Here is a 25,293-nt window from a genome sequence, read left to right as displayed (position 1 = left end):
TCGATCCCAGGTGCATCAAGTGGATCACATCCCACCCGAGCACCGACCGAGCGCCCCGGCGCCGACAGGGGCCGGGTCCGGTCGGACGGCCCCGTGCCGTTCGCCCCCGGTCGTCGACGCTCGCGCGTCGTCGTCGGTTCGTGGCCTCCACCTGTGCTCAGGTCGGGGGCCTTTCCCGTCCCTGACGGTCTACCGACGAGTTCCTAGGAGCATCACCATCAGCGAGCCTCGCATCAACGACCGGATCCGCGTCCCTGAGGTCCGGCTCATCGGCCCGGGCGGGGAGCAGGTCGGCGTGGTTGCCACGGCGGTCGCCCTGAAGCTTGCCCAGGACGCCGACCTCGACCTCGTCGAGGTCGCACCGGACGCCCGCCCGCCCGTCGCCAAGCTCATGGACTTCGGCAAGTTCAAGTACGAGTCCGACATGAAGGCGCGTGAGGCGCGGCGCAACCAGGCGAACACGGTTCTCAAGGAGATCCGGTTCCGCCTCAAGATCGACCCGCACGACTACGGCACCAAGAAGGGCCACGTCGTCCGCTTCCTCGAGGCCGGCGACAAGGTCAAGGTCATGATCATGTTCCGCGGACGCGAGCAGTCCCGCCCCGAGATGGGCGTGCGCCTGCTCCAGCGGCTCGCGGAGGACGTGGCCGACCTCGGTTTCGTCGAGTCCATGCCCAAGCAGGACGGCCGCAACATGACCATGGTCCTCGGGCCGGTCAAGAAGAAGGCGGACGCCAAGGTCGAGCAGCGCAAGCGCTCCTCCGAGATCGACGCCCAGCGCAAGACCAAGTCCGAGGTCAAGGCCGAGGCCCGTGCGCAGTCCGCGCCCGCGGCCGACGAGGCACCGGCCGAGGTCGTCGAGGAGGCGACAACGCCCGTCGAGGCACCGGTCGAGCAGGCCCCGGCGCCCGCCGAGCCGGTCGTCGAGAAGGCTGCGGTGGAGAAGGCTCCGGCCCCGAAGGCTTCGGCCCCCCAGGCTCCGGCCAAGGAGGCTTCGGCCCCCCAGGCCGCGCCCAAGGCGCCCGCGTCCCGTCCGGCCGCGTCCCGTCCGGCCGCGTCCAAGCCTGCCGCCAAGCCCGCCGCCGCGAAGCCGGCGACGTCGGACGCCAAGCCGACGCCGTCCAGCACGCCCCGCCCGGCGGTCCCGAAGCCGCCGGCGCCCCGGCCCAAGCCCACTCCGCGCACGGGACGCTGAGGCCGACGGCACATCGACCCACCCGCACCGGGCCGGCCCGCCGGCCATGGTCCGCACACGTCGCCCGCCCTCCCGGGCAGGCGACCGACATGAGGAGAGACGGCAGTCATGCCGAAGAACAAGACGCACTCCGGCGCCAAGAAGCGCTTCCGGGTCACCGGCAGCGGCAAGCTCATGCGTGAGCAGGCCAACGCTCGTCACCTGCTCGAGCACAAGTCCAGCCGCCGCACGCGCCGTCTGGCCCAGGACCAGGTGGTCTCGGCCGCCGACACCAAGACCATCAAGAAGATGCTCGGTAAGTGATCCGCCTCGGCGGGCCGCGACCCTGACGAGCTGCTGCTCGTCGTCCGTGGCTGCCGGCGTCACTTCCCGACCCGATACTGCAAGGAGCATCACGTGGCACGCGTGAAGCGGGCGGTCAACGCCCACAAGAAGCGCCGTACGACTCTCGAGCGCGCCAGCGGCTACCGCGGCCAGCGTTCGCGCCTGTACCGGAAGGCGAAGGAGCAGGTCACCCACTCCCTCGTCTACTCGTACCGCGACCGCAAGGCCAAGAAGGGCGACTTCCGCAAGCTGTGGATCCAGCGCATCAACGCTGCGTCCCGCGCCCAGGGCCTCACCTACAACCGTCTCGTCCAGGGCCTCAAGGCCGCGGGCGTGGAGGTCGACCGCCGCATGCTCGCCGAGCTCGCGGTCAACGACGTGGCGGCGTTCAACGCGCTCGTCCAGGTCGCCAAGGACGCGCTCCCGGCCGACGTGAACGCGCCGAAGGCCGCCTGAGCGTCCGCTCAGCAACTCCCGGACGCCCGGACACCCCTGACCTGCTGATGCCCCGCATCCCCGAGGTGACGCTCGCCAACCCGCGAGCCGATCGGGTCAAGCAGGTCCGGGCGCTGTCCGGGCGTCCTGCGCGTTCCCGGCACGGGCAGTTCCTCGTCGAGGGCCCCCAGGGTGTGCGCGAGGCGGTGCGGCACGCCGCGGGCGACGTCCGCGACGTCTACCTCACCCCGCAGGCCGCCGAGCGGTACGGCGAGATCCTCGCCGCCGCCCGGGAGGCGGGGCTGTTCGTGCACGTCGCCACGCCCGAGGTGCTCGCGGCGATGAGTCCGGACGCCCAGGGCGTGCTCGCCGTCGCGCGCACGCGCGAGACGGCGCTCGGCGACGCGCTCGACCGGGTGCGGGCCGCGTCTCCGGCCTCTCCGCTGCTCGTGGCGGTGCTCTCGAACGTCCGCGACCCGGGGAACGCCGGCACGGTGGTCCGCGCGTCGGACGCCGCCGGGGCCGACCTGGTCGTCCTCGCGGGCGAGAGCGTGGACGTGCACAACCCCAAGGTGGTGCGCTCGACCGCAGGCTCGCTGTTCCACCTGCCCGTGGTCACCGGCGTCCCGCTGCCGGACGCCGTCCGGGCGCTCCGTGCCGCGGGCTGCACCGTCCTCGCGGCCGACGGCGCGGGCGAGGACGACCTCGACGACCTGCTCGACGTCGCCGGGCCTGCCGCGGCACGGGGGGCGGGAACCCCCGACCTGGCCGCCTCCACGGCGTGGATCTTCGGCAATGAGGCCTGGGGTCTGCCCGCGCCCGACCGGGCGCTGGCCGACGCCGTCGTGCGGGTCCCGATCCGGGGCCGTGCCGAGTCGCTCAACCTCGCGACGGCGGCCACCGTCTGCCTGTACGCCAGCAGCCGCGCCCAGCGCTGACCCCTCGAACCCGCCGTGCCGCGAGTTGTCAGGGCCACCGTGCGCGTCGTCGTGCACGTGGCCCCGACCAGCTCGGGAGCACTCGGAGCTGTCAGGCTCCCGTGCCGGTATCCGTGCACCTGGTCCTGACAACTCGGGAACTGGGCAAGAGCTCGTGGTCGGGACGGTGCCGCGTGGCAGGATCGCCTGGTGCGGCTCTTCACGGCGGTGTACCCCTCGGCGGCGGCCTCGGCCCATCTGCAGCTCGCGCTCGGCGGCGTGGCGGGGCCCGCCGTGGTCGATCCGGGCATCGGGCTGCGCTGGGTGCCCACGGAGCAGCAGCACGTCACGCTGGCCTTCCACGGCGAGGTGCCGGACGGCGCGGTGCCCGGGTACGTCGACGCGCTGGGTGCCGCCGTGCGGGAGGTCGCGCCGTTCGAGCTCGCGCTGGCCGGCAGCGGGGCGTTCGGCGGGCGGACCCTGTGGGTCGGTGTGGCCGGCGACGTCGACCCCCTGCGCCGCCTCGCCGGCATGGCGGAGGAGGCCGCCGTCGACGCCGGCCTTCCGGCCGCGGACCGGGTGGCGGGGCGACCGCACCTGACGGTCGCGCGCGCCACGCTGCGCGCCGCGCCGTCCGGGCGTCCCGGAGGTCCCCGGCGCCGGGTCGACGGCGCGCGCGGCGGGACGCGGCGACCGCGCGGCCACCAGGACCAGCCGTCGCCCCTGGTGACCTGGGCGCAGGCCCTGGCCGTGTACCGCGGGCCGGCGTTCCCGGTCGAGACCGTCCACGTGGTCGCCTCGGAGCTGGGGGCGGGACGTTCCGGCGGGCCGCGGCACGAGGACGTCGCCGTGCTGCGGCTGGACGGGTGAGCCCGCCCGCCTCCCGGACCCATAAACTGGCCCCCGCCGCCCCGTCCCACCTCAGGAAGGCACGCATGTCCACGCCAGAGAACGGTCCTGACCCGCTCGACGTCGCCGCGCTCGACGACGCCGTCGCCGCCGCGCTGGCCGACGTCGCCGCCGCCGGCGACCTCGACGCGCTCAAGGCCGTCCGCACGCAGCACACCGGCGACAAGAGCCCGCTCGCGCTCGCCAACCGCGCCATCGGCGCCCTGCCCGGGCCCGACAAGGCCGCGGCCGGCAAGAACATCGGGCCCCGGCGCGGGCAGGTCGCCAAGGCTCTCGCCGCCCGTGCGGCCGAGCTCGAGGCCGAGCGCGACGAGCGGGTGCTCGTCACCGAGGCCGTCGACGTCACGCTGCCCACGAGCCGGCGTCCGGTCGGCGCGCGGCACCCCATCGAGCTGGTCCAGGAGCGCATCGCGGACTTCTTCGTGGGGCTCGGCTGGGAGATCGCCGACGGGCCCGAGGTCGAGGCGGAGTGGTTCAACTTCGACGCCCTGAACTTCGCCCCCGACCACCCGGCGCGGCAGATGCAGGACACGTTCTACGTCGAGGGCCAGGGCGGCGAGCCCTCCAACCTCGTGCTGCGCACGCACACGTCGCCGGTGCAGGCGCGCTCCCTGATCGAGCGCGGGGTGCCGCTGTACATCGCGTGCCCCGGCAAGGTGTTCCGCACGGACGCCCTGGACGCCACCCACACGCCCGTCTTCCACCAGGTCGAAGGGCTCGCCGTCGACAAGGGCCTGACGATGGCGAACCTCGTGGGCACGCTCGACGCGTTCGCGCGCGCCATGTTCGGCCCCGAGGCCAGGACGCGGCTGCGGCCCAGCTTCTTCCCCTTCACCGAGCCCAGCGCGGAGATGGACCTGTGGTTCCCGCAGAAGAAGGGCGGTCCGGGCTGGATCGAGTGGGGCGGCTGCGGCATGGTCAACCCCAACGTGCTGCGCGCCGCCGGCGTGGACCCCGAGGAGTACTCGGGCTTCGCCTTCGGGATGGGGATCGAGCGCACGCTCATGCTGCGGCACTCGATCTCGGACATGCACGACATCGTGGAGGGCGACGTGCGCTTCTCCACCCAGTTCGGGACGGAGATCTGATGCCCCGCATCGTCAAGGACTGGCTCGGCGAGCACGTCGAGCTGCCGGCGGACCTCACGGCGGTCCGGCTCGCCGAGGCGCTGGTGAAGGTCGGCCTGGAGGAGGAGGAGATCCACCCTGCCGCCGTCACCGGCCCCCTCGTCGTGGGCCGTGTGCTGGAGCTGACCCCGGAGCCGCAGAAGAACGGCAAGACCATCAACTGGTGCCGCGTCGACGTCGGCCCGGAGCACAACGACGCCGAGGGCGCCCGCGGCATCGTCTGTGGCGCGCACAACTTCGCCGTCGGCGACCTGGTCGTCGTCTCGCTGCCCGGCACGGTCCTGCCGGGCGGGTTCGCGATCGCGGCGCGCAAGACGTACGGGCACGTGTCGGACGGCATGATCTGCTCGGTCCGTGAGCTCGGCACCGGCGAGGACCACGACGGCATCCTGGTGCTGACGCGGGCCGGGTTCGACGCCGCGGACCTCACGCCGGGGCAGGACGCGATCGCGCTGCTCGGCCTGGGCGACGAGGTGCTCGAGATCAACGTGACCCCGGACCGCGGCTACGCGTTCAGCTACCGCGGCGTGGCGCGCGAGTACGCGCACTCCACCGGGGCGCGGTTCACCGACCGGGGGCTCGCGGAGAACCTCACGACGCCTCCGCCCGCGGCCACGGCCGACGGGTTCGCCGTCCAGGTCGACGACGCGGCGCCGATCCACGGCGTCGCGGGCTGCGACCGGTTCGTCACGCGGATCGTGCGGGGCATCGACCCGGCCGCGCCGACACCGGACTGGATGAAGCGCCGTCTCGAGGGCTCCGGCATGCGCGCGATCTCCCTCGCCGTGGACGTCACCAACTACGTGATGCTCGACCTGGGCCAGCCGCTGCACGCCTACGACCTGGCTCGTGTCGCCGCGCCGATCGTCGTGCGCCGGGCCACGGCCGGCGAGCGCCTGACGACCCTGGACGACGCCGACCGCGCGCTGGACCCGCAGGACCTGCTCATCACCGACTCGCCGGCGGGCGCCGGGTCGCGCGTCCTGGGCCTGGCCGGGGTCATGGGCGGCGCGTCCTCCGAGGTGAGCGCCACGACCACCGACGTCCTCGTGGAGGCGGCGCACTTCGACCCGATCACCGTGGCGCGCACGGCGCGCCGGCACCGGCTGCCGTCGGAGGCCGCCAAGCGGTTCGAGCGGGGCGTGGACCCGCGCCTGGCCGCCGTCGCAGCGCAGCGCGTCGTCGACCTGCTCGTCGAGCTCGGCGGCGGCACGGCGGACCCGGCCGTCGGCGACCTGGACTCGACGAGCCCGGCCGCCCCGATCCGTCTGGACGCGTCCCTGCCCACGCGGCTGGTGGGCGTGGACTACTCGCGCGAGCAGGTGGTGGGCACGCTCGAGCAGATCGGCTGCACGGTCGACGGCGCGGACGAGACCCTCGTCGTCACGCCGCCGTCGTGGCGCCCCGACCTCACGGAGCCCGCGACGCTGGTCGAGGAGGTCGTGCGCATCCAGGGGTACGACCAGATCCCCTCGACGCTGCCCGCCGCGCGCGGTGGGCGGGGCCTCACGCCCGAGCAGCGGATCCGCCGCTCGGTCGCGCGCTCGCTCGCGGAGGCGGGGCTCGTCGAGGTGCTCTCGTACCCGTTCGTGTCCACCGCGGACCTCGACGCGCTGGGGTTGCCCGCCGACGACGTGCGCCGGGCCACGCTGCGGCTGGCGAACCCGCTCGCGGACGACAAGCCGCTGCTGCGCGCCGACCTGCTGGTCGCCCTGCTCGACACGGCCCGCCGCAACGTCTCGCGCGGGCTCACCGACGTCGCGGTCTTCGAGATCGGCCAGGTGACGCGCCCCGTGGCAGGGGCGCCGGCGGCGCCGAGCCTGCCGGTGGGCGAGCGCCCGTCGGACGCGGAGCTCGACGCGCTCGCGGCCGCGGTGCCGGCGCAGCCGCGTCACGTCGCGGGCGTGCTCGCGGGCGCGGCGGAGCCGGCGGGCTGGTGGGGCCGGGGCCGCGCGGCGGACTGGGCCGACGCGCTCGACGCCGCCCGCCTCGTCGCCGAGCGCGTCGGCGTCGAGGTGACCGTGGGGCCGGACACCACGACGATGCCGTGGCACCCTGGCCGGTGCGCGGCCCTGGCGCTCCCGGACGGCACGGTCGTGGGGCACGCGGGCGAGCTGCACCCGAAGGTGGTGGAGCGCCTGAGCCTGCCCGCGCGCAGCGCGGCGTTCGAGCTGGACCTGTCTGCCCTGGTCGCCGCGACGACGGGCGAGCCTGTGACGGCGGCGCCCGTCTCGGCGTTCCCGGCGGCGAAGGAGGACTTCGCCTTCGTCGTGGACGCGGGCGTGCCCGCGGCCGACGTGCACGCCGCCGTGGTGGCGGGCGCGGGACCGCTGCTGGAGGAGGCGCGCCTGTTCGACGTCTTCACGGGCGAGCAGGTGGGCGAGGGGAAGAAGTCGCTCGCCTACTCGGTCCGGCTGCGTGCCGCCGACCGCACGCTGAGCGCCGACGACGTGCGCGCGGTGCGCGACGGCGTCGTGACGGCCGCGGCCGACCGCGTGGGGGCCGTGCTGCGTGGCTGACGACGCGCGCGGGGCCGCGAGCGTCGGCGTCACCACGGTGGCGCCGGCGTCGACCGCCCTCGTGACCGGGGCGACGCGCGGCATCGGCCGCGCGGTGGCGCTCGGCCTGGCGCGCGCCGGCCTCGACGTCGCCCTGCTCGCCCGGGACGCGGGCCGGCTCGACGACGTCGCCGACGAGGTCCGCGGGCTCGGCCGGACGGCGCTGGTGCTTCCCGCCGACGTGACCGACGCGCACGCCGTGGCCGACGCCGTCCGGCGTGCGGAGGCGCCCGTCGCCACCGGTGGCCTGGGCGGCGTCGACCTCCTGGTGAACAACGCCGGGCGGATCGATGCCGAGGTGCCGCTGTGGGAGGCGGACCCGGACGAGTGGTGGGCCGTCGTCGAGACCAACGTGCGCGGGCCGTTCCTGCTGTCGCGAGCCGTCGTGCCGCGGATGCTTGCGCGCGGGGGCGGGCGTGTCGTCGAGCTCGCCTCCGGGGCGAGCACGCACGAGATTTCGGCGTCCACCGCCTACAACGTGAGCAAGACCGCGCTGCTGCGGCTCGGAGCGGGGCTGCACCAGGCCGGGCACGCCCGAGGGCTGCGGGTCTTCGAGGTCGCGCCCGGCACCGTGGCCACCGACATGACGGCCTCGATGCCCATGCACGCGGGGCGCGCCGACTGGACGCCGGTGGAGGCGACCGTCGACATGGTGACGGCCATCGCCCGGGGCGAGCTCGACGCCTGCTCCGGCTGGTACCTGCGCGTCACGCACGACACGCCCGACTCGTTGCGGGCGCTCGCCGCCGAGGCGTCCGCCCCCGCAGCGCGGCGGTTGCGCGCCCAGCCCGCCGGGCCCGGGGACCCGCTGGGGCCGGACCTCGTCGGACGCTGAGCGCCAGGGCCGTCGCGCCGGCGCCCGGTGGCGGTCCGTTCAGGCCACCACCGTCCGCCCGTCCCGGCCTGGACCCGCTGGGCCGTCGTCCGCGCCGGTGCCGGACCGCGTGGCGACGGCGAAGACCCGCCGGAACTCCAGCGGGGTTCCGAACGGCCGGCGAGGGTACGCCTCGCGCAGGGCGGCGCCCAGGTCGGCGTCGAACCGCCTCCGCAGGCCGGTGCCGTGGGTGGCGTCGTGGGCGTCGAGGGCGTGCAGCACCGGCTGGGCGCCCGTGGCGGAGATCCAGCGCAGCACCGGGTCCTCGCCGTCCAGGACGTGCGTGTACGTGGTCTCCCAGGCGTCGACCGACCAGCCGGGGCCGGCGAGCAGCTCGAGGTACTCGGCGGGGTCACCGACGGCGCGGCGCTCCACCGGGCCTACGGCGTCCGCGTACGGCGCGCGACCGGCGACCTCGCGCAGGGTCCGGTGGCTCGGTGCGTCGTGGTTGCCGGGCACGGAGAACGCGAACGTCTGAGCGGCCCGCGCCGCGAGCCTAGCGAGCAGGTCGCGGTGCCCGGGCACCCACTGGAGGGTCGCGTTGCTGATGACCAGGTCGGGCCGTTCCGGCAGGCCGGCCACGAGCGCCCCGGCGGCGACGTCCCGCACGTCACCGAGCACGTAGGAGCCGTCGGGGTCGCCGGCACGCGCCTGCTCGATCATGGCGGGCGAGGCGTCGAGTCCGACGACGACGGCGCCGGGCCAGCGGTCGCGGACCAGGGCCGTGAGGTGGCCGGGCCCGCAGCCGAGGTCGAGCACCGTGGCGGGCGCCGCGGTGCCGGCGCCCGTCACGCGGGCGAGGAGCTCGGCGAACGGTCGTGAGCGCTCGTCGGTGTAGCGCAGGTAGGCGGTGGGGGACCAGTCGCTCATGAGACTCCCTCGACGTCAAGTATCTTGACGTCAAGATAGCCTGTGCGGACCGGTCAGGGAAGCAGCACGACCTTGCCCGTCGTCGCGCGCCCCTCGAGCGCCGCGTGCGCGGCCGCGGCCTCGGCCAGCGGGTACCGCGCGCCGATGCGCACGTCCAGGTCGCCGTCCGCGGCCGCGCCCAGCACCTCGGACGCGCGCCACTCGAGCTCGGCGCGCGTGAGCGTGTAGTGGGCCAAGGTCGGGCGGGTGAGGAACAACGACCCGCCGGAGTTGAGCCGCTGCGGGTCGAACGGCGGTACCTGCCCGGACGCCCCGCCGAACAGCACGAGCGTGCCCCGAGGCCGCAGGGACGCGAGCGACGCGTCGAACGTCGCCTGCCCCACGCCGTCGTACACCACGTGGACGCCCCGCCCGTCGGTGAGGTCGCGCACGACGGCGGGCAGCTCGGTCGCGACGTCGTCCATGGCGGCGTAGCCGATGGTGTGCGCGGCGCCGGCCGCCGACGACAGCGCGGCCTTCTCGGGCGTGGAGACCGTGGTGAGCACCCGCCCCCCGCGGGCGACCGCGAGCTGCGTGGCGAGCAGGCCCACGCCCCCCGCGCCGGCCGTGAGCAGGACGTCGTGCCCCGGGCCCACCTCGAACGCCGACGCGACGAGGTAGTGGGCGGTCATGCCCTGCAGCGGCAGCGCGGCCGCCGTGGCCAGGTCGAGGCCGGCGGGGACGCGGACGGCGTTCGACGCCGGCACCACGGCGAGCTCGGCGTACGAGCCGGGAGCCTCGTTCCAGGCCACCTCGTCGCCGACGGCGAACCCGGAGACGTCCGCGCCGAGCGCCTCGACCGTGCCCGCCCCCTCGACGCCCACCACGTGCGGGTAGTTCATCGGGTACACGCCCGAGCGCCGGTACGTGTCGATGAAGTTGACCCCGGCGGCGGCGACCAGCACGAGCAGCTCGCCGGGCCCGGGCTCAGGGTCGGGGAGCTCGGTGGACGTCAGGACCTCGGGGCCGCCCGCGCTGCGGGCCACGACTGCGCGCATGCCCCCGAGACTACGGGCCGGGCGTGCGCGCGGGCAGGCCAGGACCGTCCGGCGCGAGCTCGCCCAGCAGGAAGGCGTCGCCGCCGACGTGCTGCCAGGCCGCGTGCCGGCGCAGCCGCAGGCCTGCCCGCGCCGCCCTCGCGGCCAGGAGCTCGGAGGTCGCGAAGCGGTCGTGGTGGACGTCGAAGGCGTGCTGCGTCCGGGCGGGCCGGGCGGGCCGGGCGAACCCGGTGAACGTGGCGGTGACGGCGCGGCCACCGGGTCGCAGGACGCGCGCCCACTCGGAGAGCACCGCGTCCGGCGCGGGCATGAGATGCAGCGCGGTCACGCAGGTGACGAGGTCGACCGACGCGTCCGCGAGGGGCAGCGCTGCGGCGTCCGCGCGGACCAGGGTGGCGCCGGGCAGCTCGCGGTGCGCGACCGCGAGCATGTCGGGCGAGAGGTCGACGCCGGTCTGGCGCAGGGGTGCCGGAGCGATCGTCCGCAGCGCGCGCAGGACCAGCCCGGTCCCCGTCGCGACGTCGAGCACGTCGCGCACACGGCCGAGCTCACCGTCGAGCGCGCAGAACGCCGCGACCTCGCGCGCCAGGTCGCGGTGCATGCGGCTCTCGTCGTAGGTCGCGGCCCGCGCGTCGTACGCCGCGCTCACGGCCGTGGCGACGTCGGCCCGTGCGGCTCGCTCCGACCGTGCGGACGGGGTGGACGGGGTGGGCCGCGCCGGGCGGGGCGGTCGGGTGCTCGTCACGTCGCCGACCCTATGCTGCCCGGGTGACCGCAGACGCCCGCACCTTCGCCGTCCGCCCCGCGATCGCCGCCGACTGGCCGGCCCTGTGGGCGATCGTCGAGCCCGTCGTCCGCGAGGGCGAGACGTACGTGTACCCGCTCGACCTCACGAGCGACCAGGCCCGCGAGGTGTGGGTGGAGCGCCCGCCGGGCGCGACGGTGGTCGCCGAGGCGGCGGACGGCACCGTGCTGGGCACGGCGAAGATGGGGCCGAACAGGCCCGGGCACGGCGACCACGTGGGCACGGCGTCCTTCATGGTGGCGCCCGCCGCGCGCGGGCTGGGGGTCGGGCGTGCGCTGGGGGAGCACGTCGTCGGCTGGCACCGCCGGCACGGCTTCGCCGGGATCCAGTTCAACGCCGTCGTCGAGTCGAACGTGGCGGCGGTGCGGTTGTGGCGTTCGCTCGGCTTCGAGATCGTCGGGACGGTGCCGGGCGCGTTCCGCAGCCCCGCCCACGGGCGCGTGGGTCTGCACGTGATGTACCTGCCGCTCGAAGAATGAGTCGTCGCCGCTGGTGGCGCGCGCGGCACCTCGCTGCATAGGTATGTATAGTGCTGCATATGGTCAGCATCCAGCCGCAGCGGCTCTGCGTCGCGGTCGCGGGCGCCTCAGGCTACGCCGGCGGCGAGCTCCTCCGCCTCGCGGCGCGGCACCCGCACCTCGAGATCGGCACCCTCACCGCGCACTCGAACGCCGGCACACGGCTCGGCGACGTCCAGCCGCACCTGCGCTCGCTGGCCGACAGGGTGCTCGCGCCGACGACGCCGGAGGCGCTCGCGGGCCACGACGTGGTCGTCCTGGGGCTGCCCCACGGCGCCTCCGGCGAGATCGCCGCGCAGCTGCCCGACGACGTCCTGGTCCTGGACCTCGGCGCCGACCACCGGCTCGCCTCCGCCGCCGACTGGGAGACCTTCTACGGGTCCCCGCACGCGGGCACGTGGCCGTACGGGATGCCGGAGCTCGTGCACGCCGACGGCACCCGGCAGCGTGACCACCTGGCCGGCACGCGACGCATCGCCGTGCCCGGATGCAACGTCACCGCGGTCACGCTCGGGCTGCAGCCCGGCATCGCCGCCGGCCTGGTGAGCCCGGTCGACGTCGTCGCCGTCCTCGCCAACGGCTACTCGGGGGCGGGGAAGTCGCTCAAGCCGCACCTGTTGGCCGCGGAGGGGCTCGGCTCCGCCGCGCCGTACGCCGTCGGCGGCACGCACCGGCACGTCCCGGAGATCATCCAGAACCTGCGCGTCGCCGGCGCACCCGAGGTGTCGATCAGCTTCACGCCCACCCTGGTGCCGATGGCGCGCGGCATCCTCGCCACCGTGACCGCCCGGCTCGCCCCCGGCCGCGAGGACGCCACGGCCGCCGACGTCCGCGCCGCCTGGGCCGAGGCCTACGCCGACGAGCCGTTCGTCGACCTGCTGCCCGAGGGCCAGTGGCCGGCGACGGCCGCGACGCTGGGCGCCAACACGGCGCTCGTGCAGGTGACGCTCGACGCGGCCGCCGGACGCGTCGTCGCGGTCACCGCCATCGACAACCTGGTCAAGGGGACCGCCGGCCAGGCGGTCCAGGCCATGAACCTTGCCCTCGGCCTGCCGGAGACGGCCGGTCTCGTCACCGAAGGAGTCGCCCCGTGACCGTCACCGCACCCGCCGGGTTCCGCGCCGCCGGCGTCGTCGCCGGCCTGAAGTCGACGGGGGCGCGCGACGTGGCCGTCGTCGTCAACGACGGACCGCTCGCCACCGCCGCGGCCGTGCTGACCACGAACCGCGTGCAGGCCGCGCCGGTGCTCTGGACGCGTCAGGCGGTCTCGGACGGCGCCGCCCGCGTCGTCGTCCTCAACTCCGGCGGCGCCAACGCGTGCACCGGTCCCGAGGGTTTCGCGGACACCCACCGCACGGCCGAGCTGACCGCGGAGTGGATGGGCGACCTCGAGCGGGAGGTCGGGGCCGGCGACGTCCTCGTGTGCTCCACCGGGCTCATCGGTGTCCGGCTGCCGATGGACCACCTGCTCGACGGCGTGCACGACGCGATCGCCTCGCTCTCGCCCGACGGCGGCGCGGACGCCGCCGACGCGATCCGCACCACCGACACGGTGTCCAAGCAGGCCGTCGCCCGGCGCGACGGCTGGAGCGTGGGCGGGATGGCGAAGGGCGCGGGCATGCTCGCGCCCGGCCTGGCGACGATGCTCTCGGTGGTCACCACCGACGCCGTCGTCGACGCCGCCACGGCCGACGCCGCCCTGCGGGCCGCCACCGGCACGACGTTCGACCGGGTCGACTCCGACGGCTGCATGTCGACCAACGACACGGTGATCCTGCTCGCGAGCGGGGCGTCTGGCGTCGAGGTCGGGCTCGCGGAGCTCACGTCCGCCGTCACCGAGGTGTGCGCGTCGCTCGCGCGGCAGCTCGTGGCCGACGCGGAGGGCGCCTCCCACGACATCGCGGTCACGGTGACCGGCGCCAGCAGCGAGGAGGCGGCCGTCGCGGTCGCCCGCGCGGTGACCCGCTCGAACCTGTTCAAGGCCGCCGTCTTCGGCAACGACCCCAACTGGGGGCGCGTCGTGGCCGCCGTCGGCACCGTCCCCGAGGACGTCGCGCCGTACGACCCGCTCGCGCTCGACGTGACGGTCAACGGCGTGCAGGTCTGCCGGGCGCAGGGCGTGGGCTCCTCGCGCGATCTCGTCGACCTGGCCGCGGCCCGTGAGGTCGCCGTCGAGATCGACCTGCACGCCGGCGACGCGTCGGCCACCGTGTGGACCAACGACCTCACGCACGACTACGTCCACGAGAACAGCGCGTACAGCTCATGAGCAGCGACGTCGTGAACGGGCTGGAGCCCGGGCAGAAGGCGGAGGTGCTCCTCGAGGCGCTGCCGTGGCTGCAGGAGCTCGCGGGCGCGCTCGTCGTGGTCAAGTACGGCGGCAACGCCATGGTCGACGACGAGCTCAAGGCCGCGTTCGCGCAGGACATGGTATTCCTGCGCCAGGTGGGCCTGCGGCCCGTCGTCGTGCACGGCGGCGGCCCTCAGATCAACGCCATGCTGGAGCGCCTCGACATCCACAGCGAGTTCCGCGGCGGGCTGCGCGTCACGACGCCCGAGGCCATGGACGTGGTCCGCATGGTGCTCACCGGTCAGGTCTCGCGGGAGCTCGTCGGGCTCATCAACGCGCACGGCCCGCGCGCCGTCGGCCTGTCGGGGGAGGACGGCGGTCTGTTCGGCGCCGTCCGGCGCCACGCCGTCGTCGACGGCGAGCCGGTCGACGTGGGCCTGGTGGGCGACGTGGTCGAGGTGCACCCCTCGGCGGTGCAGGACCTGCTCGACGCCGGCCGTATCCCGGTCGTGTCCACCGTGGCACCCGACGTCGACGACCCGACGCAGGTGCTCAACGTCAACGCCGACACGGCGGCCGCGGCGCTCGCGGTCGCGCTCGGCGCCACCAAGCTCATCGTGCTCACGGACGTCGAGGGCCTGTACACGTCGTGGCCGGACACGGACTCGCTCGTCGAGCAGATCTCGGCGACCGACCTCGCCGCCCTGCTGCCGAGCCTCTCGGCCGGGATGGTGCCGAAGATGGAGGCGTGCATGCGCGCCGTCCAGGGCGGGGTGCCGCGCGCCACCGTCATCGACGGGCGCCTGCCGCACTCCGTGCTGCTCGAGGTCTTCACCGCGCGGGGCAACGGGACCATGGTCGTCCCGGACGCCGCCATCACCCCGACGACCGCACCCGCCACGAAGGAGCACGCATGAGCGACGACCTGGAGCAGGCGACCGGCGGCGTGCTGGCCGGCGACTCCGGTGCCGCGTGGACCCGGCGTTACACCGGAGCGGTCATGGACACTTTCGGGCCCCCGCAGCGGGTGCTGGTCCGCGGCGAGGGCGCCTACGTCTGGGACGCCGACGGGCGGCGCTACCTGGACCTGCTCGCCGGGATCGCCGTCAACGCCCTGGGCCACGCCCACCCCACGCTGACGGCCGCGATCAGCGCCCAGCTCGGCACGCTCGGCCACGTGTCGAACTTCTTCGCGACCCCGACGCAGATCGCCCTGGCCGAGCGGCTGCTGCACCTCGCGGGCGCGCCCGACGGGTCGCGGGTGTTCTTCACGAACTCGGGCACCGAGGCGGTCGAGGCGGCGTTCAAGATGGCGCGGCGCAACCGCGGCCACGACGGGACGCGCACGCGTGTCCTGGCGCTCGACGGCGGCTTCCACGGCCGGTCGATGGGGGCGCTCGCGCTCACGTCGAAGGCCGCCTACCGCGAGCCGTTCGAGCCGCTGCCCGGCGGGGTCGAGCACCTGCCGTTCGGGGACGCCGCGGCGCTGGAGGAGGCCTTCTCGCCGGCTGCCGTCGCGGAGCGCGGGGGAGTCGCGGCGCTCGTCGTCGAGCCCGTGCAGGGCGAGGCGGGCGTGCGCACCCTGCCCACCGGCTACCTCGCGCACGCGCGCCGGCTGACCGCCGCGTCGGGCGCGCTGCTCGTCCTGGACGAGGTCCAGACGGGCGTGGGCCGCACCGGGGCGTGGTTCGCGTTCCAGCAGCCGGAGATCGGCGGCGGTGTCGTGCCCGACGTGGTGACCGTCGCCAAGGGGCTGGGCGGCGGCTTCCCCGTCGGCGCCGCGATCGCCCTCGGTGAGCACGCCGCGACCCTGCTCGGCCGTGGCCAGCACGGCACCACCTTCGGCGGCAACCCGGTGGCCGCGGCCGCGGGGCTCGCCACGCTCGGCGTCATCGAGCGCGACGGCCTGCTGGCGAACGTCCGCCGGGTGGGCGAGGCGCTGCGCTCCGGGATCGAGGGGAGCGGCAACCCGCTGGTCGACGGCGTGCGCGGGCACGGCCTGCTGTTCGCCGTCCGGCTCACGCGGCCGGTGGCGGCGCAGGTCGCGGCGGCCGCGCTCGACGCCGGGCTCATCGTCAACGCCGTCGCCCCCGACGCGATCCGGCTCGCGCCACCTCTGATCCTCACCGCCGACCAGGCGGGGGACGTCGCCCGATTCTTCGCCGACGTCACCGTCCCCGCCGACCTGCCCGCCGACCTGCCCGACGAGAGGGAGCACTGATGCCCCGCCACTTCCTGCGCGACGACGACCTGACCCCCGCGGAGCAGCGGGACGTCCTGGACCTCGCCATGGCGTTCCGCGCGGACCGCTTCGCCCGCACGCCGCTCGCGGGCCCGCAGGGGGTCGCGATCCTCTTCGACAAGCCGACGCTGCGCACGCAGGTGTCGTTCTCGACGGGCGTGGCCGAGCTCGGCGGGTTCCCCGTGGTGGTCGACGGCCGGCTCGCCCAGGTGGGCGTGCGCGAGTCCGTCGCCGACGTCACCCGGGTGCTCGACCGGCAGGTGTCGGCGATCGCGTGGCGCACGTTCGGTCAGGACCGCCTCGAGGAGATGGCCGCGGTCTCGCGCGTGCCGGTGATCAACGCCCTCACCGACGGGTTCCACCCCTGCCAGATCCTCGCGGACCTGCTCACGGTCGCCCAGCACCGCGGCGGCGTCGAGAACCTCGCGGGGCAGCGGCTCGCCTACGTGGGCGACGCCGGGAACAACATGGCGGCCTCCTACCTGCTCGGTGGGGCGACGGCGGGTCTGCACGTCGCCGTCGCCGGCCCGGAGGGCTACCTGCCGCCGGCCGACGTCGTGGCACGGGCACGGGAGATCGCGGCGGCCACCGGGGGCTCCGTCACCGTGTCGACCGACGCCCGGTCCGCCGTCGCAGGGGCGGACGTCGTCGCCGCGGACACCTGGGTGTCCATGGGGGACGAGGCGGAGGCCGCCGAGCGGCTGGCCGCGCTGGACGCCTACCGCGTGGACGACGCCCTGATGTCCGCGGCGGCCGACCACGCGATCTTCCTGCACTGCCTGCCCGCCTACCGTGGCAAGGAGGTCACCGCCTCCGTCATCGACGGCGACGCCTCGGCGGTGTGGGACGAGGCGGAGAACCGGCTGCACGCGCAGAAGGCGCTGCTGACCTGGCTGCTGGAGGAGAGCCGATGAGCGAGACGCCCGGCGCCACGGCGCCCACGACCAAGGCGGCCCGGCAGGCCCGGATCGTCGACATCGTGCGCCGCACGGCGATCCACTCGCAGGCGGAGCTCGCGCGCGAGCTCGCCGACGCCGGCGTCTCCGTCACCCAGGGCACGCTCTCGCGTGACCTCATCGAGCTGCGCGCCGAGAAGGTGCGCAGCGCGTCGGGCGCGCTCGTGTACGCCGTACCGGGCGAGGGCGGCGACCGCAGCGTCCAGGCCGCCGGCGTGGGGGAGGGCGAGGTCGAGTACGTGGCCGCCCGGCTCGCGCGGCTGTGCAACGACCTGCTCGTCTCCGCGGAGGCGTCGGGCAACCTCGTCGTCCTGCGGACCCCGCCGGGCGCGGCGAACTACCTGGCCTCCGCCATCGACCACTCCGTGTTCCCCGGCGTCCTCGGCTCCATCGCGGGCGACGACACGATCCTGGTGGTCGCGCGCGACCCGCTCGGCGGCGAGGACCTCGCCCGGCGGTTCCTCGAGCTCACCACGCCCTGACCGGCGCCCGCCGGGTGCCGCCACGCGCCGGGCTGCCACACTTGACCGCACCCACGCCAGAAAGAGAACCCCATGACTGATCGTGTCGTGCTCGCCTACTCGGGCGGCCTGGACACGTCCGTTGCCATCGGCTGGATCGCCGAGGCCACGGGCGCGGAGGTCGTCGCCGTCGCCGTCGACGTCGGACAGGGCGGCGAGGACATGGAGGTCGTCCGCCGGCGCGCGCTGGAGTGCGGCGCCGTCGAGGCGTACGTCGCCGACGCGCGCGACGAGTTCGCCGCCGAGTACTGCATGCCCGCGCTGCGGGCCAACGGCCTCTACCTCGACCGCTACCCGCTGGTGTCCGCGATCTCGAGGCCCGTCATCGTCAAGCACCTGGTGCGGGCGGCACGCCAGTTCGGCGCCACGACCGTGGCGCACGGCTGCACCGGCAAGGGCAACGACCAGGTCCGCTTCGAGGTCGCCACGACGTCGCTGGCCCCGGACCTCAGGACCGTCGCCCCCGTGCGCGACCTCGCCCTGACGCGCGAGAAGGCGATCGAGTACGCGGAGCGCCACGACCTGCCGATCGCGACGACGAAGAAGAACCCGTTCTCGATCGACCAGAACGTGTGGGGCCGCGCCGTGGAGACGGGCTTCCTCGAGGACATCTGGAACGAGCCCACCAAGGACGTGTACTCCTACACGGACGACCCGACGTTCCCGCCGGTCGCCGACGAGGTGGTCGTCACCTTCGAGGGCGGCGTCCCGGTCGCGCTCGACGGCGTGGCCGTGACCCCGCTGCAGGCCATCCAGGAGATGAACCGCCGCGCGGGCGCCCAGGGCGTGGGCCGCATCGACATCGTCGAGGACCGGCTCGTGGGCATCAAGTCCCGGGAGATCTACGAGGCACCGGGTGCCATGGCGCTCATCACGGCGCACCAGGAGCTGGAGAACGTCACCCTGGAGCGCGAGCAGGCCCGCTTCAAGCGGACCGTCGAGCAGCGCTGGGCGGAGCTGGTCTACGACGGCATGTGGTTCTCCCCGCTGAAGAAGAACCTCGACACGTTCGTCGACGAGACCCAGAGGTACGTCTCGGGCGACATCCGCATGGTGCTGCACGGTGGCCGGGCGACGGTGACCGGGCGCCGGTCGGAGTCCAGCCTGTACGACTTCAACCTGGCGACGTACGACGAGGGCGACGCGTTCGACCAGTCGCACGCCAGGGGGTTCATCGAGATCTACGGCCTGGCGGCCAAGCAGGCCGCCGCCCGCGACGAGCGGTTCGGCCACGGCGTCGACTTCGGCAAGGGGAACTTCTGATGGGCAACGACATCATTACCGGATCGTCCGGCGACGGCACCGTGAGCGCGCCGGGCGACAACGTCTCGCTGTGGGGAGGCCGGTTCGCCGGCGGCCCCTCGCCGGAGCTCCAGGCGCTGTCCCAGTCGACGCACTTCGACTGGGCGCTCGCGGGCTACGACATCACCGGCTCACGGGCGCACGCCCGCGTGCTGCACCGCGCGGGCCTGCTCGACGACGCCGGGCTCGAGGGCATGCTCGACGCCCTGGAGCGGCTGCGCGCCGACGTCGAGTCGGGCGACTTCCTGCCCGTGATCGGCGACGAGGACGTGCACACCGCGCTGGAGCGGGGCCTCATCGAGCGTGCGGGCGCCGAGCTCGGCGGCAAGCTGCGGGCGGGCCGGTCGCGCAACGACCAGATCGCCACCCTGGTGCGGATGTACCTGCGCGACAACGCGCGCACGGTCGCGCGGCACGTGCTGGACGTCGTGGACGCGCTCGTCGTGCAGGCGCAGGCGGCGGGCAACGCCGTCATGCCGGGCCGCACGCACCTGCAGCACGCGCAGCCCGTGCTCCTCGCGCACCACCTGCTGGCGCACGCGTGGCCGTTGCTGCGCGACGTCGACCGGCTCGTCGACTGGGACGTGCGGGCGGCGCGCTCCCCGTACGGCTCGGGGGCGCTCGCGGGCTCGTCCCTCGGCCTGGACCCGGCCGCCGTCGCCGCCGACCTGGGCTTCGACGGCCCGGTGGAGAACTCGATCGACGGCACCGCGGCCCGCGACGTGGTCGCGGAGTTCGCGTTCGTCGCGGCGATGATCGGCATCGACCTCTCGCGCCTGAGCGAGGAGATCATCCTGTGGAACACCAAGGAGTTCGGCTTCGTCCGTCTCGACGACTCCTGGTCGACCGGGTCGAGCATCATGCCGCAGAAGAAGAACCCGGACATCGCCGAGCTCGCGCGCGGCAAGTCCGGCCGGCTCGTGGGCGATCTCACCGGGCTGCTCACCACCCTCAAGGGCCTGCCGCTCGCCTACAACCGTGACCTGCAGGAGGACAAGGAGCCGGTCTTCGACCAGGTGTCGACCCTGACGGTGCTGCTCCCGGCGTTCGCCGGCATGGTGCGGACCCTGACGTTCGACACCGACCGGATGGCCGAGCTCGCCCCGCAGGGCTTCTCCCTGGCGACGGACGTCGCCGAGTGGCTCGTGCGCTCGGGCGTGCCGTTCCGGGTGGCGCACGAGGTCTCGGGGGCGTGCGTGCGGGTGTGCGAGCAGCGCGGCATCGAGCTGTGGGACCTGTCCGACGCCGACCTGGCCGCGATCTCGGAGCACCTGACGCCTCAGGTGCGCACCGTGCTCACCGTCGAGGGCTCGGTGGCCTCCCGCGACGCGGTCGGGGGCACGGCGCCCGCCCGGGTGGCGGAGCAGCTCGAGGAGGCCAGGGAGAAGTCGGCGGAGTTCCGGTTCTGGGCCGAGGCCTGACGGCGCCCCACCCCGCACCCACGTGGTCGGCGACACGAAGGAGCATGGTCGATGACGGTGTCCGACGCGGTGCTGGCACAGCTCGTGCAGCGGGTGCACGACGCGCCCGCCCGGCTGCCCGGTCCCGGCGGTGACGAGCCGTGGCGGGCCACCCGGCTGGTGTGCGTGGACGGGCCGGCGGGGTCCGGCAAGTCGACCCTGGCCGCCCAGCTCGCGGCGGTGCTGGCCTGCGCCGTGGTGCACCTGGACGACCTCTACGAGGGCTGGGCGGCCGGACCCGACGGCGGTGCGCGGCGCCTGGCTGAGTGGGTGCTCGAGCCGCTCGCGCACGGCCGCCCGGGCAGGTACCGGCGCTTCGACTGGGTGGCCGACGCCTACGCCGAGCCGCACGTCGTCGACCGGGAGCCGTTCCTCGTCGTCGAGGGCTGTGGTGCGGCGGCCCGTCAGGTGGACCCGTACGCCGCACTGACGATCTGGGTCGAGGCCCACGACGACGAGCGCCTGCGCCGCGGGCTCGAGCGCGACGGTGCGCAGGCGCGCGAGCACTGGTTGCGCTGGATGGACGACGAGGCCGTGCACTACGCGCGCGAGCGGACCGCCGAGCGCGCCGACGTCCACCTCGACGGGTTCGGGCGGCTGCGGCGGGCGGACTAGTGCAGCATGCCTAGATCCGCTAGGGTCAACACCCCTAGCGGATCTATGTATGGGAGTACATGTGCACGTCGACAAGGACCTGGTGGCGGCGTCGGCCACCCCGCTCGTGCTCGGCATCCTGGCCGACGGCGAGTCGTACGGGTACGCGATCGCCAAGCGGGTGTCCGACCTCTCGGGCGGTCGCCTGCAGTGGACGGACGGCATGCTCTACCCGCTGCTGCACCGGCTCGAGCGGAACGGGCTCGTCGAGGCCTCGTGGGGATCCTCGTCGACGGGACGCCGGCGCAAGCACTACGCGATCACCGCCGCGGGCCGGGCCGCGCTCGTCGAGCGCCGGCGCCAGTGGGACGTCGTGGCCGACGCCCTGCAGGAGGTCTGGCGAGACCTGCGGACCGTCGAGGTCCCGTCGCCGGCCGTCGAGGGGTGGGCGTGATGGACGCGCAGGCCCACGGCGCGCCGATCGAGGCGCAGGTCGACCAGTGGCGGCGGTACGTCGCGCGGCGTCGCGCGATCGCGCCGTCGGACGTCGACGAGATGGAGGACCACCTGCGCGCGCAGGTGGACGACCTGCGGGAGACCGGCCTCGACGACGACGAGGCGTTCCTGGTCGCCGTCAAGCGGATGGGGCGGCTCGACGAGGTGTCTCGCGAGTTCGCACGGGAGCACTCCGAGCGCCTGTGGAAGCAGCTCGTGCTGGTGCCCGAGGGCGACCTGGGCACCGAGCGCACCGGGCCCCGGTGGCGCGAGCTCGGCGTGGTCCTGGCGCTGGCCCTCGGCGCGGGGCTGACCGTCAAGGGCGGGATCGCGGTCCTCGGCCCGGACTCGATGGCCCTGCTGCGCAACTCCTCGCTGCTCGTCCTGCCGTTCCTGGGCGCCTACTTCGCCTGGAAGCGGCGGCTGCCGGTCCGGGGCGTCGTGGTCCTCGTGGCGGTCTTCGCGCTGTTGGCCGTCGTGCTCAACGGCTTCCCGTTCGTGCCCGGTGGCTCCACGGAGGTGCTCGCCGCCCTGCACGCCCCCGTCGTGCTCTGGGTCCTCGTCGGGGTGGCGTACGTGGGTGGGCGCTGGCGGTCGCACGACGGACGCATGGACTTCGTCCGGTTCACCGGGGAGCTGGTCGTCTACTACGCGCTCCTGGCCCTGGGCGGCGGGGTGCTCACGGTCCTCGCGGGAGCGCTGTTCGCCCTGGTGGGTACCGACCTGGAGCCGGTCCTCGAGGCATGGATCTTCCCGCTGTGCGTGCCGGGCGCGCTCATCGTCGCCGCGTGGCTCGTGGAGGCCAAGAAGGACGTGGTGGAGAACATCGCGCCGGTGCTGACCCGCGTGTTCACGCCGTTGACGATCCTGCTGCTGGTGAGCGTCCTGCCGCTGCTGGCGGGTGCGGGCGGCCTGACCGACGTCGACCGCGAGCTCCTCATCCTCATGGACGCGATCCTCGTGCTGGTCCTGTGCCTGCTGCTCTACTCGATCTCGGCGCGGGATCCGCTCGCGCCGCCGGGGCTCTTCGACGTGCTCCAGGTCGTGCTGGTGGTGGCGGCGATCGTCGTCGACGGCGTCATGCTCGCGGCCATGCTGACGCGGATCGCCGAGTTCGGCGTCAGCCCCAACAAGGTCGCCGCGCTGGGCCTCAACCTCGTGCTCTTCGCCCACCTGCTCCGGGCGGCATGGCTCGGTCTCGGTTTCGTCCGCCGCCGGGTCCCGTTCGGCGCCGTCGAGCGCTGGCAGACGGGGTACCTGCCGGCCTACGGGCTGTGGGCCGCCGTCGTCGTGGTGGCGTTCCCGCTCGTCTTCCGGTTCGTGTGACACCGCTGCCGGAGGAGGCGACCCGCGCACGCCGCGGTCGGGGCATGATCGGGGCATGCCCGTCCCCGAGCGCGCCTGGTACGACAGACCCTCCCTCGAGGTCGCGCACGATCTGCTCGGGGCCGTCCTCACACGGCGGACCTCTCAGGGCACGGTCGCCCTGCGTCTCACGGAGGTCGAGGCGTACGACGGCGAGCGTGACCCCGGCTCGCACGCGTTCCGCGGCCCGACGGCGCGCAACGCGACCATGTACGGCGAGCCCGGGCACCTGTACGTCTACCGGCACATGGGGCTGCACCACTGCGTGAACGTCGTGTGCGGGCCGGCCGGCACCGCGTCCGCCGTCCTCCTGCGTGCGGGCGAGGTCGTCGGTCCGGGCGGCGCCGCGCTGGCGCGCCGGCGGCGGCTCGAACGAGGGGTGGTCCGCTCCGAGCGTGACCTGGCGCGCGGGCCGGCCCGCCTCACGGTGGCCCTCGCGCTGGACCTGGCCGACGACGGCGCCGACGTCACCGTGCCTGGCGGCCCGGTCGAGCTGGCGGCCGGACCTGGGGTCGCGCCGTCCGACGTCGAGGCCGGGCCGCGCGTGGGGGTGAGCGGTGAGGGGGGCCGCGGAGACCTCTATCCGTGGCGGCTCTGGTTGCGTGACGACCCCACGGTCTCCGAGTACCGCGCGGCGGCACCCCGGCGCCGAGGGGTGAGAAAGCAGGCGGGGTGAGGCCACCACGTCGGGCAGACTAGGCCTGCGGCCCGCTGCGGGCCGCGTTCCGACGGCAAGGAGATGACACGGTGACCGACATCCTCGACGAGCTGCACTGGCGTGGCCTGGTGGCGCAGACCACCGACGAGGCCGCGCTGCGTTCTGCGCTGGCCGAGGGACCCGTGACGTATTACGTGGGTTTCGACCCGACCGCGCAGAGCCTGCACGTCGGGCACATGGTGCAGCTGCTGACCATGCGCCGTCTCCAGCTCGCCGGGCACCGCCCGCTGGCGCTGGTCGGGGGAGCGACGGGCCTCATCGGTGACCCGCGCCCGACGACGGAACGCTCGATGCAGTCCCGTGACGTCGTGGCGGGGTGGGTCGAGCGGATCCGCGCGCAGATCCAGCCGTTCCTCGAGTTCGAGGGGCCGGTGGCCGCGCGCATGGTGAACAACCTCGACTGGACCGGGGCCATGTCCGCGGTCGACTTCCTGCGCGACGTGGGCAAGCACTTCCGCGTGGGCACGATGCTGAGCAAGGACATCGTGGCCCGCCGCCTGAGGTCGGACGAGGGCATCAGCTACACGGAGTTCAGCTACCAGGTGCTGCAGGGGATGGACTTCCGCGAGCTGTACGAGCGGCACGGCTGCACGCTGCAGCTCGGAGGCAACGACCAGTGGGGCAACCTGCTGTCAGGCGTGGAGCTGATCCGCAAGACGGACGGCACCGCCGTGCACGCGATGACGACGCCGCTCATCACCAAGGCCGACGGCTCCAAGATGGGCAAGTCCGAGGGCGGCGCCCTGTGGCTCGACCCGGAGCTGACGAGCCCGTACGCCTTCTACCAGTACTGGGTGAACACGGCCGACGCGGACGTCGTGAAGTACCTCAAGGTGTTCACGTTCCGCACGCGCGAGGAGATCGAGGCGCTCGAGCTGGCCGTGGCCGAGCGCCCGTTCGCCCGGGAGGCGCAGCGGGCGCTGGCCGGCGACCTCACCACCCTGGTGCACGGGCAGGGTGCGACGGACGCGGTCGTGGCCGCGAGCCAGGCGCTGTTCGGGAAGGGCGAGCTCGGCGCGCTGGACGCCGGGACCCTCGGGTCGGCGGTCGCGGAGCTGCCCAGCACGAGCGCTCGGGCGGGCGACCTGGTGGTCGACGCGTTCGTCGGGTCCGGGCTGGTGGCGTCCAAGGCGGCTGCCCGCCGGGCGATCGCGGAGGGCGGCGCGTACGTCAACAACGTGAAGGTGACGTCGGAGGAGGCCGTCTTCGAGCCGACCGACCTGTTGCACGGCCGGCACGCCGTCCTGCGGCGGGGCAAGCGGACGCTCGCTGTCGTCGTCGCGGACTGAGCCGGCGGGCTCGGTACCTCGCGACGCGCCCCGGGGCGGCGGAGCTGCGGCTCTGCCGCCCCAGGGGCACGTCCCGGGCGGCCTCGGCGGGGCTGGATCCGCGCCTCGCGCCGCGACGTCCAGCCGATTTGGCCACCGGCGCCAGGTGTGTGTAATGTTCTCGACGTCAGCCCGACAGGGAGGAACGGACACCGAGCACGCAGGCCGCGAGGCCAGCGCGAGGTGGTCGGTCCCGGAGGGCGAAACCCCCGAATTCTCTCACCGAGGTCGACGTGTGCGTCCACGGATCGGGGACCGGCTTCGGCTCATGTCAACCAGGTCACGAACCAGGAATTGACAAGAAGCGCAGAACCGGTAAGGTTGGAGAGTTGCCCCGGACGGGATCGGAGCGGTTGCTTCGGTGTTGGATGGTGTGCGTCGGTTGTTTGAGAACTCAACAGTGTGCTTGATAGATAGTCAATGCCAATAGTTTGTTGGAACCTTTGTTGGTTC

25 protein-coding genes are annotated in these 25,293 nt (G+C 74.3%); 22 read left to right on the top strand and 3 right to left on the bottom strand.

The features are described 5' to 3' along the window. Positions 1–151: 151 nt before the first annotated feature. The 8 genes from infC (at position 152) to LEP48_RS06995 (ending at position 8,300) form a co-directional block, all read left to right on the top strand. Positions 152–1,195 carry a translation initiation factor IF-3 gene (gene infC, locus LEP48_RS07030; protein WP_308009997.1) on the top strand — a complete coding sequence of 348 codons (1,044 nt, stop codon included), beginning with the start codon at positions 152–154 and terminating at the stop codon, positions 1,193–1,195. Between the two features lie 108 nt (positions 1,196–1,303). Continuing rightward, positions 1,304–1,498 (top strand): 50S ribosomal protein L35, encoded by a 195-nt coding sequence (gene rpmI / locus LEP48_RS07025; protein WP_225564882.1) that lies wholly within the window; start codon positions 1,304–1,306, stop codon positions 1,496–1,498. 93 nt (positions 1,499–1,591) lie between these two features. Next, positions 1,592–1,975 carry a 50S ribosomal protein L20 gene (gene rplT / locus LEP48_RS07020; RefSeq protein ID WP_225564881.1) on the top strand — a complete coding sequence of 128 codons (384 nt, stop codon included), beginning with the start codon at positions 1,592–1,594 and terminating at the stop codon, positions 1,973–1,975. A gap of 47 nt (positions 1,976–2,022) precedes the next feature. Continuing rightward, positions 2,023–2,892: a TrmH family RNA methyltransferase gene (locus LEP48_RS07015; RefSeq protein WP_225564880.1), complete on the top strand. Its 870-nt coding sequence runs from the start codon at positions 2,023–2,025 to the stop codon at positions 2,890–2,892. A gap of 189 nt (positions 2,893–3,081) precedes the next feature. Beyond that, complete coding sequence (gene thpR, locus LEP48_RS07010) at positions 3,082–3,741, top strand: RNA 2',3'-cyclic phosphodiesterase (protein ID WP_225564879.1); 660 nt, start codon at positions 3,082–3,084, stop codon at positions 3,739–3,741. Between the two features lie 65 nt (positions 3,742–3,806). Then, positions 3,807–4,868 carry a phenylalanine--tRNA ligase subunit alpha gene (pheS, locus tag LEP48_RS07005; RefSeq protein ID WP_225564878.1) on the top strand — a complete coding sequence of 354 codons (1,062 nt, stop codon included), beginning with the start codon at positions 3,807–3,809 and terminating at the stop codon, positions 4,866–4,868. Next, complete coding sequence (gene pheT / locus LEP48_RS07000) at positions 4,868–7,426, top strand: phenylalanine--tRNA ligase subunit beta (RefSeq protein WP_225564877.1); 2,559 nt, start codon at positions 4,868–4,870, stop codon at positions 7,424–7,426. The genes pheS and pheT overlap by 1 nt, the downstream gene beginning before the upstream one ends. Further along, positions 7,419–8,300, top strand: coding sequence for an SDR family NAD(P)-dependent oxidoreductase (locus LEP48_RS06995; protein ID WP_225564876.1), 882 nt, complete (start codon positions 7,419–7,421; stop codon positions 8,298–8,300). Before pheT ends, LEP48_RS06995 begins: the two co-directional genes overlap by 8 nt. Positions 8,301–8,339: 39 nt before the next feature. Here the strand turns inward: LEP48_RS06995 and LEP48_RS06990 are convergent, their stop codons facing one another. Genes LEP48_RS06990 through LEP48_RS06980 form a run of 3 tightly spaced genes read right to left on the bottom strand, consistent with a single transcriptional unit; the run spans position 8,340 to position 10,991 of the window. Further along, positions 8,340–9,209: a methyltransferase domain-containing protein gene (locus tag LEP48_RS06990; protein ID WP_225564875.1), complete on the bottom strand. Its 870-nt coding sequence runs from the start codon at positions 9,207–9,209 to the stop codon at positions 8,340–8,342. Positions 9,210–9,262: 53 nt separating this feature from the next. Beyond that, on the bottom strand, positions 9,263–10,246 hold the full coding sequence (locus LEP48_RS06985; RefSeq protein WP_225564874.1) for a quinone oxidoreductase family protein: 984 nt from the start codon (positions 10,244–10,246) through the stop codon (positions 9,263–9,265). 10 nt (positions 10,247–10,256) lie between these two features. Continuing rightward, positions 10,257–10,991, bottom strand: a complete 735-nt coding sequence (locus LEP48_RS06980) for a class I SAM-dependent methyltransferase (RefSeq protein WP_225564873.1) — start codon at positions 10,989–10,991, stop codon at positions 10,257–10,259. Positions 10,992–11,014: 23 nt separating this feature from the next. Here LEP48_RS06980 and LEP48_RS06975 point away from each other — a divergent pair, with 23 nt between their 5' ends. From LEP48_RS06975 to tyrS, 14 genes are all read left to right on the top strand, one after another. Next, positions 11,015–11,530: a GNAT family N-acetyltransferase gene (locus LEP48_RS06975; RefSeq protein ID WP_225564872.1), complete on the top strand. Its 516-nt coding sequence runs from the start codon at positions 11,015–11,017 to the stop codon at positions 11,528–11,530. 59 nt (positions 11,531–11,589) lie between these two features. Further along, on the top strand, positions 11,590–12,663 hold the full coding sequence (gene argC, locus LEP48_RS06970; protein WP_225564871.1) for an N-acetyl-gamma-glutamyl-phosphate reductase: 1,074 nt from the start codon (positions 11,590–11,592) through the stop codon (positions 12,661–12,663). Beyond that, positions 12,660–13,838 carry a bifunctional glutamate N-acetyltransferase/amino-acid acetyltransferase ArgJ gene (gene argJ / locus LEP48_RS06965; protein ID WP_225564870.1) on the top strand — a complete coding sequence of 393 codons (1,179 nt, stop codon included), beginning with the start codon at positions 12,660–12,662 and terminating at the stop codon, positions 13,836–13,838. Before argC ends, argJ begins: the two co-directional genes overlap by 4 nt. Next, positions 13,835–14,776 (top strand): acetylglutamate kinase, encoded by a 942-nt coding sequence (gene argB, locus LEP48_RS06960; protein WP_225564869.1) that lies wholly within the window; start codon positions 13,835–13,837, stop codon positions 14,774–14,776. Before argJ ends, argB begins: the two co-directional genes overlap by 4 nt. Further along, the gene (locus LEP48_RS06955) at positions 14,773–16,080 is read left to right on the top strand and encodes an acetylornithine transaminase (RefSeq protein WP_225564868.1); all 1,308 of its coding nucleotides are present in this window, start codon (positions 14,773–14,775) and stop codon (positions 16,078–16,080) included. The genes argB and LEP48_RS06955 overlap by 4 nt, the downstream gene beginning before the upstream one ends. Further along, a complete protein-coding gene (gene argF, locus LEP48_RS06950; protein ID WP_225564867.1) occupies positions 16,080–17,015 on the top strand; it encodes an ornithine carbamoyltransferase in 936 nt (311 codons plus the stop codon). Before LEP48_RS06955 ends, argF begins: the two co-directional genes overlap by 1 nt. Further along, positions 17,012–17,539, top strand: coding sequence for an arginine repressor (locus tag LEP48_RS06945; RefSeq protein WP_225564866.1), 528 nt, complete (start codon positions 17,012–17,014; stop codon positions 17,537–17,539). Before argF ends, LEP48_RS06945 begins: the two co-directional genes overlap by 4 nt. A 72-nt stretch (positions 17,540–17,611) precedes the next feature. Then, a complete protein-coding gene (locus tag LEP48_RS06940) occupies positions 17,612–18,841 on the top strand; it encodes an argininosuccinate synthase (protein WP_225564865.1) in 1,230 nt (409 codons plus the stop codon). Further along, entirely contained in the window at positions 18,841–20,301 is a 1,461-nt protein-coding gene (argH, locus tag LEP48_RS06935) for an argininosuccinate lyase (protein WP_225564864.1), read from the top strand. Before LEP48_RS06940 ends, argH begins: the two co-directional genes overlap by 1 nt. 51 nt (positions 20,302–20,352) lie before the next feature. Next, positions 20,353–20,955 (top strand): uridine kinase family protein, encoded by a 603-nt coding sequence (locus tag LEP48_RS06930; protein WP_225564863.1) that lies wholly within the window; start codon positions 20,353–20,355, stop codon positions 20,953–20,955. A 61-nt stretch (positions 20,956–21,016) separates the two neighbouring features. Beyond that, a complete protein-coding gene (locus tag LEP48_RS06925) occupies positions 21,017–21,388 on the top strand; it encodes a PadR family transcriptional regulator (RefSeq protein WP_225565174.1) in 372 nt (123 codons plus the stop codon). After that, entirely contained in the window at positions 21,388–22,755 is a 1,368-nt protein-coding gene (locus LEP48_RS06920) for a permease prefix domain 1-containing protein (protein WP_225564862.1), read from the top strand. Before LEP48_RS06925 ends, LEP48_RS06920 begins: the two co-directional genes overlap by 1 nt. A gap of 55 nt (positions 22,756–22,810) precedes the next feature. Next, positions 22,811–23,470, top strand: a complete 660-nt coding sequence (locus tag LEP48_RS06915; protein WP_225564861.1) for a DNA-3-methyladenine glycosylase — start codon at positions 22,811–22,813, stop codon at positions 23,468–23,470. 71 nt (positions 23,471–23,541) lie between these two features. After that, positions 23,542–24,801, top strand: a complete 1,260-nt coding sequence (gene tyrS / locus LEP48_RS06910) for a tyrosine--tRNA ligase (RefSeq protein WP_225564860.1) — start codon at positions 23,542–23,544, stop codon at positions 24,799–24,801. Positions 24,802–25,293 lie beyond the last annotated feature (492 nt).

It is taken from the genome of Isoptericola luteus (assembly GCF_020297055.1).
Taxonomy (GTDB): Bacteria; Actinomycetota; Actinomycetes; order Actinomycetales; family Cellulomonadaceae; genus Isoptericola; species Isoptericola luteus.
This window is presented reverse-complemented; position numbering and strand designations above follow the sequence as displayed.